This is a genomic window from Nocardia spumae (assembly GCF_020733635.1).
GTDB lineage: Bacteria > Actinomycetota > Actinomycetes > Mycobacteriales > Mycobacteriaceae > Nocardia > Nocardia spumae.
The window spans coordinates 5,466,040-5,478,710 of record NZ_JAJFZL010000001.1; the positions used below are offsets into that span (position 1 = coordinate 5,466,040).

The following is a 12,671-nucleotide window of genomic DNA, read 5'->3' on the forward strand; positions in this document are numbered from 1 at the left end:
TCGGGTGCGCGGGCGAATCCCTCGCCGCGCACCCGGCACCGGACCTCTCAGAAGTACACCAGGATCCGGCCCTCGTTGCTCGCGTCCACGTCCACCCGGCGATAAAGGGTGCTCAGATGTGGCTGGTTCAACCGCGCCAGCACGCGCCGTCGCAGGGTGCCGGACCCCTTGCCCGGGATGATCTCCAGCACGTCGGCCTTACCGGCCGCCGCCCGGAACAATGCCGAGCGGATCGCCTTGTCGATATCACGATCACTGCGGAAGACCGGATGCAGATCCACCGTCACGGTTTTCATCGCCCGCACCCCTGGGGTGCGGGCGGGTCGGTGCGGGACAACGCCACGGGTCGACGATACCGACCTCGCCGGCCGGGTCCCCAGATGTGGGAGGTTGCCGGGACGCAGCCGGCGGTCGCTGCCCTAGGTTCGGGCGAGGGGGTCGGTACAGCAGCACCCTGGTTCGGGTGCCGGGCGTTCGGGTAACCAGCACAACGCTCGATGTCACAGCAGAAGAGGAAAAGGGTCCAGATTGCTCAACGTCACAAAGTCGATCGCCGTATGCGCGGCCGCCCTCGGGATCACGGCCGCAGCGGCGGTGCTGCTGCCCGCTACCGCGTCCGCGGCGTCCTACCACGGACAGTGCGGTGACGGCTTCACTGTGATCGACAAGCACGAATTGAAGGGGGGCACCGTCTTTCTGACCTACAACGGCCGGACCAATTGCGTGGTCACCGTGCGGGACAAGCCGGGCGAACCGATCTCGATGGGCGCCGCGGTGCGGCAGTCCAAGGACCACTCCGCGGTGGTCATCAACGACGATCGCAAGTTCAGCGAATTCGCCTACGCGAAGGTCGAGGCCGAGGGCAAGTGCATCGACTGGGGCGGCCGCATCCAGGACGATCTGTGGCAGACCTTCGGGGTGCACTGCGGCTGACGCCCACGGACGCGACCGGGCCCGGACGAGTGGCGTAACGCACTCGTCCGGGCCCGGTTTCGGCGACGGGGTCACCCCGCACGATCACCCGGTGATCGGACTGGTCAGGTCGTAGACGGTGGTCCCGCCGACCGTGATGGCCGAATAGTGGGATTCGACCCACGAGGTGATCTCACTCGCGCTTCCCGAGCCACCACCCGGACCCCCGCCACCGGGACCACCGCCGGCGAAGAAGTAGTGGATCTCGCCGCTACGCACGTACTGCTGGAACTGCGCGAGGGTCGGCGAGTTGTCACTGCCGGTGAAGCCGCCGATCGCCATGATCGATGCGCCCGTGGACAATTCGAGGCCGCCCGCCGATTGTGAACCCACCGTGGCCGCGGCCCAGCGGTTGTTCGCGCTCTTCACCAGTTCGCGCAGTGCGGTGTTGTCGGAGTTGCCACCACCCGGGCCGCCGGTGTGCGCCCCGGAATGCGAGGCGCTGTCCGCGCCCGGTGCGTTATCACCCGACGGGACGGCGGCGCTGCCGGACGGCGGCGTCGCGTTCGCGCCGCTCGCGGTACCCGAACCCTGTGCGCCGCCGGCTTGTCCACCCGGCATCGTGCCACCGGCATTCCCGCCCGGACCGCCCATTCCGCGTCCGGTGTTCGGCCCGGAGGTCGGAATGGATCCGGAATGCGGTATCGCGGCGGTCTCCAGCGCGTAGGCGGTGGTGCCGGCGAAACCGAACAGCAGTCCGGCCGCGGCCACGATGACGGTGAGGCGGCCCAGCGCATGGGCGCCGACGATCAGCACGGCCGCGATCGCGATGGATCCGATCAGCAGCACCCAGCGCAGCCACGGGTACCAGTCCGGCGTGCGATCGAGCAGGACGAAATTCCAGATACCGGTCAGGGCCAGCATGGCGCCGAGCGCGATCCGCGCCGAACGAAATCGCCGGCCACGCCACAACTCGACCGTCGCGATACCCACCAGCGCCGCGATGGCGGGCGCCAGCGCCACCGTGTAGTACGGGTGAATCGTGCCCTGCATGAAACTGAACACCACGCCGGTCACCAGCAGCCATCCGCCCCACAGCAGCAGGCTCGCGCGGGTACGACCGGTCCGGGGCGTGCGGCGGGTGAACCACAGTCCGGCCACCAGGCCGATCAGGGCCGCGGGCAGCAGCCAGGAGATCTCGGTACCCATCGAATCGCCGAACAGCCGGGTGAGGCCGGTGCTACCGCCGAACGCGGTGTTGCCGCCGCCACCGCCGGGCCCGCCGCCGTTGCCCTCACCGCCGACCACCCGGCCCAGACCGTTGTAGCCGAGAGCGAGTTCGAGCAGACTGTTGTTCGTCGATCCGCCGATGTAGGGACGGGAATCCGCGGGCCACAGGCTGACCAGCGCGACGAACCAGCCGCCGGAGATCACCAGCGCCACAACGGCACCCAGCAGGCGCACGATCCGGCCGCGCAGGTCGATCGGCGCCGCGATCAGGAACACCGATCCCAGCGCCGGCAGCACCAGGAATGCCTGCAGCATCTTGGTGAGGAAGCCGAAACCGACCGCCACCCCGGCCAGCGCGAGCCAGCCGCCGCCGCCCTTCTCGGTGGCCCGCACCGTGCAGTACGCGGCGGCCACGAGCAGCAACACGAGCAGCGCGTCGGGGTTGTCGAACCGGAACATCAGGGCCGCGACGGGTGTCAACGCGAGCGCCGCACCGGCGATCAGTCCCGCGGCCGGGCCGGCCCACCGCCGCACCGCAGCGTGGAGCAACCCCACCGAGGCCACTTCCATCAACGCCTGTGGCAGCAGCAGCGAGAAGGAACCGAATCCGAGCAGCCGCCCCGACAGCCCCATCACCCACAGCGCGGCCGGGGGTTTGTCGACGGTGATGGCATTTCCCGAATCCAGTGACCCGAACAGCAACGCCTTCCAGCTCTGGGTACCGGCCTGCACCGCGGCGGCATAGAAATCATTGGCCCAGCCCGACGCCGACAGGCCCCACAGATACAGCACCGCCGTAGCGATGAGCAGCAAGAACAGGCCGGGGCGCGCCCAGCGAGGCTGATCCGCCGCGCCGGACAGCAACGAGCGCCGACGGGCCGACCGCGGTGGCGAACCGGTGGATTCGCTGAATTCGGCCCGGCGTCGCGACACCTCTGTGATCGTCATCGGCTTCCTCTCCTCCGCCTCGCCCCGGCTGTCGCCGAGGCTGTCGAACCGATGATCACGCGCGGAGGTGGGTCGAATCTTTGCCGATGCTATGTGCCGACTGTGCGCACGAGATCGCGGCCGCCGGCCATTCGGCTCACGCGCTCAGGTCGTAGACCGTCACCCCGTCGATGGTGCGGGCGGTGAAGGTGTTCGCGACCCATTCGGCGATAGCGGCAGCTTCCCGGCTGCCGCCGCTGTCGGCGCCGCGCATACCGGCCATGCCCGCGCCACCGATGAAGTAGTGGATCTTGTGCTGGGCCACGTACTCCTCGAACTGTGCCAGGGTCGGCGCGGGGTCGGTGCCGTTGAAGCCGCCGACCGCCATCACCGGGTTACCGGTGGCGAGCTGGTAGGCGGCGGCGCTGTTGGAGCCGACCGCGGCCGCGACCCAGGTGTAACCGGACGCGTTGTCGTTCAGTGCCGCGACGGTATTCGAGCTCACCGTGATGCCGCCGAGCAGTCCGCCCATCGGGCCGCCCATCCGTCCCGGACCGTCCGCCGCGGCGGACCCTCCACCGGCGGTCGACCCACCGGCCATCCGCATCCCGCCGGGGAAATGCCCGCTGGAGGGACCCGCGGAGGGGATCGCACCGGTGTGCGGGGTCGACGCGGTCGCCAGGGCGTAGGCGGTGGGACCGGCCAGGCCCGCCGCCAGCGCGACCGCCACCACCCCGGCGGCAAGAGCGCGGGGCAACCTCCCCACGACCAGCAGCAGGGCCGCGGCTCCCACGCCCGCGACCGCGACCACCGGCCGCAGCCAGGGCATCCAGTCGCCGGTGCGCGCGAGCAGCAGGCAGGCCAGCACAGTGGTCACCACCAGTGCTCCGGAAAGGACCGCCGTCGCGCGAATATCGTCGCGCCGCCGCCACAGTTGGGCCGCACCGATCGCCACGCTGCCGGCGATCGCGGGTGCCAGCGCCACGGTGTAGTACGGATGCAGGATGCCGCCGGCGAAACTGAAGATCGCGCCGGTGAGGACCAGCCAGCCCAGCCACAGCAGCAGCGATGCGCGTACCGGGTCCGTGCGCGGCGCACGCCGGGTGAGCCACAGCCCGGCCGCGCCGAGGATCAGCGCCGCGGGGATCAGCCAGGCGATCTGACCACCCATCTCCGATCCGAACAGTCGCGCCCAGCCGACGTCGTAGTTCATATTGCCCAGCCCGCCGACCTCGTCGCCGGTGAGGCGGCCGAAACCGTTGTAGCCCAGGGTCAATTCGAGCACGCTGTTGTGCTGCGAACCGCCGATGTAGGGCCGATCGGCGGCCGGCCACAACGCCACTACCGCCAGATACCAGCCCGCGGACACCACCACCGCCACCACGGCCGACACCGAGCGGATCAGCCGCGTGCGCCAAGGCGCGTGCGCGGCAAGCAGATACACCACCGCGAAGACCGGCAGCACGACGAACGCCTGCATCATCTTGGCCAGGAACCCGAATCCCACCGCGACACCGGCCAGCGGCAACCACCATGCGGCGCTGTCCTTTTCGATCGCGCGCAGCACACCGTAAGCCGCCACGGTGAGCAGCAGGACCAGCATGGAATCGGGATTGTCGAAGCGGAACATCAAGGCCGCGACCGGAGTCAGGGCGAGCACCGCACCGGCCAATATTCCCGGCCGGTGGCCGGCGACCCGCCGGACCCCGGCATACAGTGCCGCGACCGCGAGTACGCCCTCGACGGCCTGCGGTACGAGCAGACTCCACGAATTGAACCCGAAGACGCGCGCGGACAGGTCCATGACCCACAGCGCACCGGGTGTCTTGTCCACGGTGATCGCGTTGGCGGCGTCGCTGGATCCGAACAGCATCGCCTTCCAGCTCTGTGATCCGGCCTGCACCGCCGCGGCGTAGAACTCGTTGGCCCAGCCACCGGCACCCAGGTCCCACGAATACAGCAGCGCGGTCCCCGCGAGTAACGCCACCAGCGACAGCCGCCGCCACATCGGGTTCGGTGCGCGGGACGGGCGCGCGGCGGTCACGGGGACCGGGGGTGTATCGAGGACGGTCGTGGTCATGATTCGATCGTTATCGACCGAGGTGGTTGGCATCTTCGGCCTGGCTGTGAGCTCGCTGTGAGGAATCCGGTTCGCCTGTCCCGCGCTCACCGGGCAGCCGGACGGTGAACACGGTCCGGCCGTGCGCACTGTCCACGCCGATCTCACCGCCGTGCGATTTCACCACCGCCGCCACGATCGCCAATCCCAGACCGCTGCTGCCGGCCCGGCGCGACCGCGAGGAATCCCCGCGCGCGAATCGTTCGAACACCTCGGGCCGCAGGTGCGCCGGGATACCGGGACCGTCGTCGGTGACCCGCCAGATCGCCGCACCGTCGCCGTCTCGATCGAGCGCGACCGTCACGGTGGTGCCCGGGCCGGTGTGCACCCGCGCGTTCGCGAGCAGATTGGCCAGCACCTGGTGCAGGCGTGCCCCGTCGCCGGTGATCACCACCGGTTCATCGGGCAGGTCCAGATTCCACCGATGGTCCGGGCCCGCGATATGGGCGTCACTGACGGCGTCGACGGTGAGTCTGGTCAGGTCCACCGGTTCGTGCTCGAGTCCGCGCCCGGAGTCCAGCCGGGCCAGCAGCAACATATCCTCGACCAGCGCCGTCATCCGCCGCGATTCCGAATCCACCCGGCTCATCGCATTGGCGACATCGCCGGGCACCTCGGCCCGTTTCCGTTGCGCCAGTTCGGCATAGCCGCGAATCGCCGCGAGCGGCGTGCGCAGTTCGTGGCTGGCGTCGGCGAGGAACTGCCGCACCCTGGTCTCACTGGCATGGCGGGCCGACAACGCGCCGTCGATGTGATCGAGCATGCGATTGACCGCCGATCCGAGCTGACCGACCTCGGTGCCCGGATCGGCGTCGGCGGCCGGCACCCGGACCGGCAGCACGACCTCACCGCGGTCGAGTTGCAGATCGGCGACCCGCGCCGCGGTGGCGGCGACCCGGTCCAGCGGAGTCAGCGCCCGGCGGATCACCCAGATGCCCACCGTGATCGCGATGACCAGTACCACCGCGGTCACCACCACCAGAATCAGCAGCACCCGCATCAATGTCGCGTGCACGGCGGTGAGCGGCATACCCGTCACCACGGTGGCCCCCGACCAGGTCGAATTCGCGACCACGCGATAGGAGCCCTGTCCGTCGAGGTCGACGGTGATCGGATCGCCGTCGGACGACACCCGGGCCAGCTGATCCCGCGCGGTCGCCGACAGCGCGGTCTGGGTGCCGTCGGCGTCGATCTTGGCGGCGGTGATCACCGATCCGTCGATACTCGCGCCGACGGTATCGGCCTGTATTCCGCGCCGGTCCAGGAAGTCGGGGCCCGGACCGGAATTGGCCGGTGGCGGCGGAGGCGGCCGATGGCCCTGGTCCCGGATCCCCGGCGGGGGCCCCAGGCTCGGACCACCGCCGGCCTCGCCGAGCGAGCGCTTCTGCACATCGACCAGTTCGGTGTCGAGCTGATGGACCAGGAACTGCTGCAGCGCGAACTCGGTCGCCGCGCCGATACCGACGACCACGACCACCAGCAGCAGCACCTGACCGACGAGCAATCGTGCCCGCAGCGACCACCCGCGCGGCGACCAGCGGCGCCGCACCGGGCCGTCAGCCGGCGGGTTTGAGGACATATCCGGCACCGCGCAGCGTGTGGATCATCGGCTCGCGCCCGTTGTCGATCTTCTTGCGCAGGTAGGAGACATAGAGCTCGACGATATTGGAGCGGCCGCCGAAGTCGTAGCTCCAGACGCGATCGAGGATCTGCGCCTTGCTCAGCACGCGGCGGGGGTTGCGCATGAAGTAGCGCAGCAGTTCGAATTCGGTGGAGGTCAGCGTGATGGGCTCACCCGCGCGGGTGACCTCGTGGCTGTCCTCGTCGAGCATGAGATCGCCGACCACGATCTGCGCGTCGTTGTCGACGGCGGTGATCCCGGTGCGGCGCAGCAGTGCGCGCAGGCGCAGCACGACCTCCTCGATACTGAACGGCTTGGTGACGTAGTCGTCGCCGCCGGCGGTCAGGCCCGCGATGCGATCCTCGACCGAATCCTTGGCGGTCAGCAGCAGCACCGGCAGATACGGCAGATCGCGGCGCAGTTTGGCGAGCACCTCGAGGCCGGTCATATCGGGCAGCATCACATCGAGGACCACGACGTCGGGGCGGGATTCACGGGCCGCGGTCACCGCGGTGCGCCCGTCGCCGGCGGTCACCACGTTCCAGCCCTCGTAGCGCAGAGCCATCGACACCATCTCGGCCAGGACCGGTTCGTCGTCGACGACCAGGACCGTGACGGGACTGCCGTCGGGGTGGCGCATCACAACGCGGTCGGCGGGGGTGTTCGCGATGGTCATGGGTCCATCGTGAACGGCGTCGCTATGCGTTCGCTGTGCCGGATCTGGGGGTCGGCTGTGAGGGCATCCGCGGGGCGATCCGGCACAGCGGCTACCGAAGCGGTCCACAGCGCATACCCAGCTTCGCGCCGCATGGTTGACCGAGCAACGGCGCGATCGCGGTCACGACGACCGGCGATCGCATTCGACGAACAAGGAGTTGTGCCGATGACCGAGCCCACCCCGCAACCCCCGGCCGGGCCCGAACACACCTGGGGCGGGCCGCAGACCGCACCGCCGGCCACGTGGTCGACCAAGAAGTCGCTGGCCGCGGTCGGAATCGCCGCGGTGATCGCGGCGGCCGGCGGCGGCATCGTCTACGCGGCCACGCATTCCGGTGGCAGCGAGCACGGTGGTCCGGGCGGCGGCCCGGGAATGAGTATGAGCGGCGGCCACAACGGCTTCGGTCCCGGCGGGATGGACGCCACCGGGCCCAGCCTGCACGGTCAGTTCGTGGTCTCCGACGGTAAGGGCGGCTATACCACCGAGCTCACCCAGACCGGTACGGTCACCGCGGTATCGGACACCTCGATCACCGCCAAGAGTGCCGACGATTTCAGCCGGACCTACACCATCTCCGACCGCACCCAGCGCGCGGAGGTGAAAGTCGGTGACACCGTGCGTATTCAGGGGACAGAGGCCAACGGCACCGCCACCGCGGTGGCGATCACCAGCGGCACCGGGTCCGCGCAGGCGGGCGACGGGCGCGGCGGCCGGTTCGGACGCGGCCCCGGCGGGATGGGCGCGCCCGGGGCCGACCCCGGACAAGGCGGCGGTCCCGGTGCGGCGCCGCCGATGGACGGTGCGCCGAACCAGCCGAACGGGTGATCTTCACAGCTCGCGCCTAATCCACACCCACCACCGCCCCACGTCGGCATTCGAGAGTAGGTCTGTCGCCGGGGCCGCGCCTCGCCGACACCATTGTCCCGGAACAATTTCCGAACAGATAGGAATCCCATGACGATCACGTCGAAGTTCGCCCGGACCGCCGCCGCCGGCGCCCTGGCGGCGGGCGTCATCGGCGCCGGCGCCGGTATCGCCGGCGCCCAGCCCGTTCAGCAGCAGCCGAATCCGGCTCCGCAGCAACAACAGCAGCACGATCCGGCCCCGCAGCAGCGGAACAACCCCGATCGCCACGATCAGGACCACCGGGACCAGGACCGCCTGCCCGCCGGCCACGGCTTCTGGTTCTTCGGCACCTGGATCCCCCTGCCCTGATCCCCTGCCCTGATCGCCTGCCCTGATCCCCTCGGGTAGTGAGCGGGTGCGTCGCGTTGCGCGGCGCGACGCGCCCCGATCTCGAGCCGCCACGCCGCCTCGCACATCTCTGGCAAACTGAGGACATGGCCGGCGATGTGGCGATCGTTCCGATGGGGTTGGGTCATCTGCGACAGGTACTGGACCTGGGCTACGAGGTGTTCGACACCGCGGCCAAGCCCTACACCTCCTGGTCGCTCACCTCGGTGGCCGAACATCTCGATTCCGCGGACGAGGCGTGCTGGGTGGCCTTGGATTCCGACCGGGTGGTGGGCTTCGTACTCGGGTCGATGGAATTCGAATTGCGGGACGACTGGGGCTATCTCGAGTGGATCGCGGTGGCGTCGGATATGCGGGGACGGGGGCTGGCGCGGCGCTTGGTCGACATCTGCTCGCAGGCGTTGTTCGCGCGCGGGGCCCGGCGCATCGTCACCGATGTGGAGCAGAGCAATACCGCCTCGGCCACCCTGATGACCCGCAGCGGATTCACCACCGCGACCTCGGTGACCCTGTTCGTGCGGCCGAATCCCGATGAGCCGGAAGCCGATTCGGATGCCCCACTGCCACCGGTCACCCCCGGCGCCAAACGCGCCCTGATCCGGCGCGGCCGACTCGCGGGAGACAACCGCCCCATCCGCTGACCTCCCGCGGCGCGGCACCCGGCAGGTCGGTCCGGCTCAGCTCGCCGACGGATGCGGCACCGCGACGGCCGCCGGGCGCGCGGCCCGGTCCCCGCTCTCGTTGCACACCGCCCGCACCAGCAGATAGTTGACGACCGGAACCACCAGCTCCACCGGCGTCATCAGCACGTAGAACCAGTTCGGTGTCCCGCTCGCCGCCCAGGCGATCGACCGGGCCAGGCCGCCGGCGAAGAAGATCGCGCCGAGCAGGTTGATCGCCACCGCCTTGCGCTCCACATCGCGCGCGCACCAGGCCACCGCCAGACCGTAGGCCCCGAACAGCACCGCGTAGAAGCGCAGATCGGAATCGATGGTGGCGTTGACCGATCCCCCGCCGATGATGCTCGCGGTGCCGGAGAACAGATGCGCCACCGCGATTCCCACGCACACCAGCCCGAAGACCACCAGCCAGATCTGCAGAACTCGTCGCATACCGACCCCTATTAGACGGTTGTTGAATAAGATCCAACGGTAGGCCGCCACCCGGACCCGCGTCAACCACAGCGCGCCTACGATGACCAGATGCCGAGCCGACGCCGTTTGACCCCCGAACAGCGCCGCGACGAACTGCTCGACATCGGCGTGCGACTGTTCGGCGAACGCGCCTACGACGAGATCGCGATGGCGGAGATCGCCGCGTACGCGCAGGTCTCGCGCGCGCTGATGTACCACTACTTCCCCACCAAGGCACATTTCTTCGCCGCGATCTGGCAGCGCGCCCACGAACGGCTCTCCGCCGAACTGCGGATGGCCCCGGACGAGCCGGTTCGCACCGCGGTCTACACGGCACTGGCGGCCCATCTGGACTTCTATCGGGCCAATCTGCCGCTGGCGCTGATCGCCAATCGCAGTGCGCTGGCCACCGATCCGGTCGTGCGCGATCCGGTCGTCGCGGATCTGCACGCCCTGTGCGAGCGCGTCCTCGACGCCTGCGGCGCCACCGGCCACTCCCGGGAGCAGGCCGGAACCGCCCTGCGCGGCTGGATCGCGTTCATCCGCGAGGTCACCGTCGAATGGCTCGCCCACGAACGTATTTCACGGGACGAGGTGCTGCGGATGTGCATGGCGGCACTGGATGCCACCGCGGGCGCGCAGCTGGACCTGACCGCACCACCACGGTGATCCGGGCTACCGCCGCGAGAGCCGATCGAACACCACACTCGCCACCCCGAATCCGAGTGCGGCCAGGCCCGCGCACCACAGCACGGCGAGCCCGGCGCCGGTCCCGATCCCGGTCGAATTCAGCAGGCCACGCACCGTGTCGACCACCGGTGTCGCGGGCTGGTAGTCGGCGAAACCGCGCAGCCAGCCGGGCATCGTCTCGGTGCGCACGAAAGCGCTGCTGATATACGGGACGAACATGATCGCGTAGGTCATCCCACCGGCCGCCTCCGGATTCTTGGCCACCAACCCGAGGGCGACCGCGATCCACGAGATCGCCACCACGAACAGCACGATCATGGCCAGCGCACCCAGCCAGCCCAGCACATCCGCCTGCGGGCGATAACCCAGCACCACCGCCACCGCGACCGCGACCGCGATGGCGCCGAGATTGCGGGCCACCCCCTCCGCCACATGTCCCGCCAGAATCGCCTGCCGGAACATCGGCAGCGTGCGGAACCGGTCGATACTGCCCTTGGTCATATCGGCCGAGACCGCCGTCGCCGTGATCGACGCACCGAATCCGGTGCACAGCAACATGATTCCGGGAACCACATAGTCCAGGTAGGATCCGCCCACCTCGATCGCGCCGCCGAAGACGTAGGTGAACAGCATCATCACCAGGATCGGCATCAGCAACGAGATGATCAGGGTGTCCGGACTGCGCAGGGTGTGCCGGGCGCAGCGCCGGAACATGACCGCCGAATCGGCGGCGATCATCCTCACCGGGCGGCCGCCTCGACGATGTCGGCGGTCCGGACCGCGGCGCCCTCGGTACGCAGGGTGGTCGCGAACCGCGCCGCGCGTTCCCGTCGCCCGGGATCGAGCAGCGTCGACACCCCGCGCTCCAGGCGGTCGGTCGTGAGCTCGGTGAACCGCATATGCGCACCCAGGCCGAGGCGTTCGACCTGACCGCCCCACATCGGCTGCTCGAACGACACCGAGCACACCAGCGTCGGCAATCCGGCGCGCAAACCTTCGAAGAGGGTGCCGATCCCGCCGTGGTGCACCGCGGCCGCGCAGTGCGGCAACACCAGATCGAAGGCGAACGGGCCGACCACCCGCACCGGCGAATCCGGCTGTGCCCCGGCCGCTTCCATACCGCTCCAGCCGGCGCCGACCAGGGCGCGGATGCCGAGCCGGCGCGAGACCTCGTGCACCATCGCCACGACGGCGGCCGGATCGGCGATCGGCATACTGCCGAATCCGAAGAACACCGGCGCGTCCCCCGCCTCGATCCAGGCCAGGATGTTGGTGTGGGCATCGCCCAGTTCGCCGATCGCCTGTCGGGTGGCCTGATCGAGGGTGAGGAATCCGGTGAAGGGCCGGCGGTCGTCCCACTGCTCGGGCAAGCCGGGTACCAGCGCCGGATCGTAGATCTGTATCTCCGGCACCCGGCGCCGCGCCATGACGGCGGCGATACCCGCGCGCGACTTCGGCAGGCCGAGGGTGGCACGCAGGTCGTTGAGATAGCGCATGAACACGACGCGGCGCAGATTCTCCGCCACCGTCCACGTGGCGCGGTTGACCGCGGCGGGCGGGACCCAGCTCGGCGGCAGCGCGCCGGGGAACGGATAGGCGCCGTTGGCCCGCGCCGGGTAGTAGTGCAGGCTGACCAGGGGAACGTCCATCGCCTCGGCGACCGAGGTCGCCCGGTCCTCGGTGACCGTACTGGCCACGATCAGCTCGGCGCCCGCGCACACCTCGACCACCTCGCGGTTCATCCGGTCGGCGTACTCGGCCATCTGCCGCGCGACCAGCTGCATCAGCCGCAGCGTATTGCCCGCCGCGAGTGCGCGCTGCCCCTCCTCGGAGCTGTAGAGCTGCTGCACATCGGGCCCGCAGGCCTGTGCGGACAGGCCCGCCGAGGCCGCGAACTCGACCAGATTCGGCGGTGCCCCGAGCACCACGTCGTGGCCGCGGCGCCGCAACTCCAGCCCCAGGGCGAGCACCGGTTGCACATCACCGCGGGTGCCGGTCAGCGGGATCGCGATTCTCACCGCGCCACCTCCGCCGGGCGAACAGTCGATACCGGGAACGTCATGTCGA

13 protein-coding genes are annotated in these 12,671 nt (G+C 69.7%); 5 read left to right on the forward strand and 8 right to left on the reverse strand.

Annotated elements, in window-relative coordinates:
• Positions 1 to 47 precede the first annotated feature (47 nt).
• The gene (locus LKD76_RS24465; protein ID WP_227983769.1) at positions 48 to 296 is read right to left on the reverse strand and encodes a Smr/MutS family protein; all 249 of its coding nucleotides are present in this window, start codon (positions 294 to 296) and stop codon (positions 48 to 50) included.
• Between the two features lie 232 nt (positions 297 to 528).
• Here LKD76_RS24465 and LKD76_RS24470 point away from each other — a divergent pair, with 232 nt between their 5' ends.
• Positions 529 to 933 carry a hypothetical protein gene (locus LKD76_RS24470; protein ID WP_227983770.1) on the forward strand — a complete coding sequence of 135 codons (405 nt, stop codon included), beginning with the start codon at positions 529 to 531 and terminating at the stop codon, positions 931 to 933.
• 84 nt (positions 934 to 1,017) lie between these two features.
• Here LKD76_RS24470 and LKD76_RS24475 read toward each other — a convergent pair whose 3' ends face one another.
• The 4 genes from LKD76_RS24475 to LKD76_RS24490 form a co-directional block, all read right to left on the reverse strand.
• Complete coding sequence (locus LKD76_RS24475) at positions 1,018 to 3,090, reverse strand: ArnT family glycosyltransferase (protein ID WP_227983771.1); 2,073 nt, start codon at positions 3,088 to 3,090, stop codon at positions 1,018 to 1,020.
• A 136-nt stretch (positions 3,091 to 3,226) separates the two neighbouring features.
• Positions 3,227 to 5,149: an ArnT family glycosyltransferase gene (locus tag LKD76_RS24480; RefSeq protein WP_372465924.1), complete on the reverse strand. Its 1,923-nt coding sequence runs from the start codon at positions 5,147 to 5,149 to the stop codon at positions 3,227 to 3,229.
• 10 nt (positions 5,150 to 5,159) lie between these two features.
• Positions 5,160 to 6,767 carry a sensor histidine kinase gene (locus LKD76_RS24485; protein WP_227983772.1) on the reverse strand — a complete coding sequence of 536 codons (1,608 nt, stop codon included), beginning with the start codon at positions 6,765 to 6,767 and terminating at the stop codon, positions 5,160 to 5,162.
• Positions 6,745 to 7,449: a response regulator transcription factor gene (locus tag LKD76_RS24490; protein ID WP_227985380.1), complete on the reverse strand. Its 705-nt coding sequence runs from the start codon at positions 7,447 to 7,449 to the stop codon at positions 6,745 to 6,747. The genes LKD76_RS24485 and LKD76_RS24490 overlap by 23 nt, the downstream gene beginning before the upstream one ends.
• A 243-nt stretch (positions 7,450 to 7,692) precedes the next feature.
• Between LKD76_RS24490 and LKD76_RS24495 the strand changes: the two genes are divergently transcribed.
• From LKD76_RS24495 to LKD76_RS24505, 3 genes are all read left to right on the forward strand, one after another.
• Positions 7,693 to 8,352: a hypothetical protein gene (locus LKD76_RS24495; protein WP_227983773.1), complete on the forward strand. Its 660-nt coding sequence runs from the start codon at positions 7,693 to 7,695 to the stop codon at positions 8,350 to 8,352.
• A 129-nt stretch (positions 8,353 to 8,481) separates the two neighbouring features.
• The gene (locus LKD76_RS24500; RefSeq protein WP_227983774.1) at positions 8,482 to 8,742 is read left to right on the forward strand and encodes a hypothetical protein; all 261 of its coding nucleotides are present in this window, start codon (positions 8,482 to 8,484) and stop codon (positions 8,740 to 8,742) included.
• A gap of 125 nt (positions 8,743 to 8,867) precedes the next feature.
• Positions 8,868 to 9,422: a GNAT family N-acetyltransferase gene (locus tag LKD76_RS24505; RefSeq protein WP_227983775.1), complete on the forward strand. Its 555-nt coding sequence runs from the start codon at positions 8,868 to 8,870 to the stop codon at positions 9,420 to 9,422.
• A gap of 36 nt (positions 9,423 to 9,458) precedes the next feature.
• Here LKD76_RS24505 and LKD76_RS24510 read toward each other — a convergent pair whose 3' ends face one another.
• Complete coding sequence (locus LKD76_RS24510; RefSeq protein WP_227983776.1) at positions 9,459 to 9,893, reverse strand: DUF4345 domain-containing protein; 435 nt, start codon at positions 9,891 to 9,893, stop codon at positions 9,459 to 9,461.
• Between the two features lie 90 nt (positions 9,894 to 9,983).
• On the opposite strand from LKD76_RS24510, the gene LKD76_RS24515 reads away from it, so the two are divergent.
• On the forward strand, positions 9,984 to 10,583 hold the full coding sequence (locus LKD76_RS24515) for a TetR/AcrR family transcriptional regulator (RefSeq protein ID WP_227983777.1): 600 nt from the start codon (positions 9,984 to 9,986) through the stop codon (positions 10,581 to 10,583).
• Between the two features lie 6 nt (positions 10,584 to 10,589).
• Here the strand turns inward: LKD76_RS24515 and LKD76_RS24520 are convergent, their stop codons facing one another.
• Both LKD76_RS24520 and LKD76_RS24525 read right to left on the reverse strand, forming a co-directional pair.
• Entirely contained in the window at positions 10,590 to 11,342 is a 753-nt protein-coding gene (locus LKD76_RS24520) for an ABC transporter permease (RefSeq protein ID WP_227985381.1), read from the reverse strand.
• A 2-nt stretch (positions 11,343 to 11,344) separates the two neighbouring features.
• A complete protein-coding gene (locus tag LKD76_RS24525) occupies positions 11,345 to 12,622 on the reverse strand; it encodes a glycosyltransferase (protein WP_227983778.1) in 1,278 nt (425 codons plus the stop codon).
• Between the last annotated feature and the right edge of the window lie 49 nt (positions 12,623 to 12,671).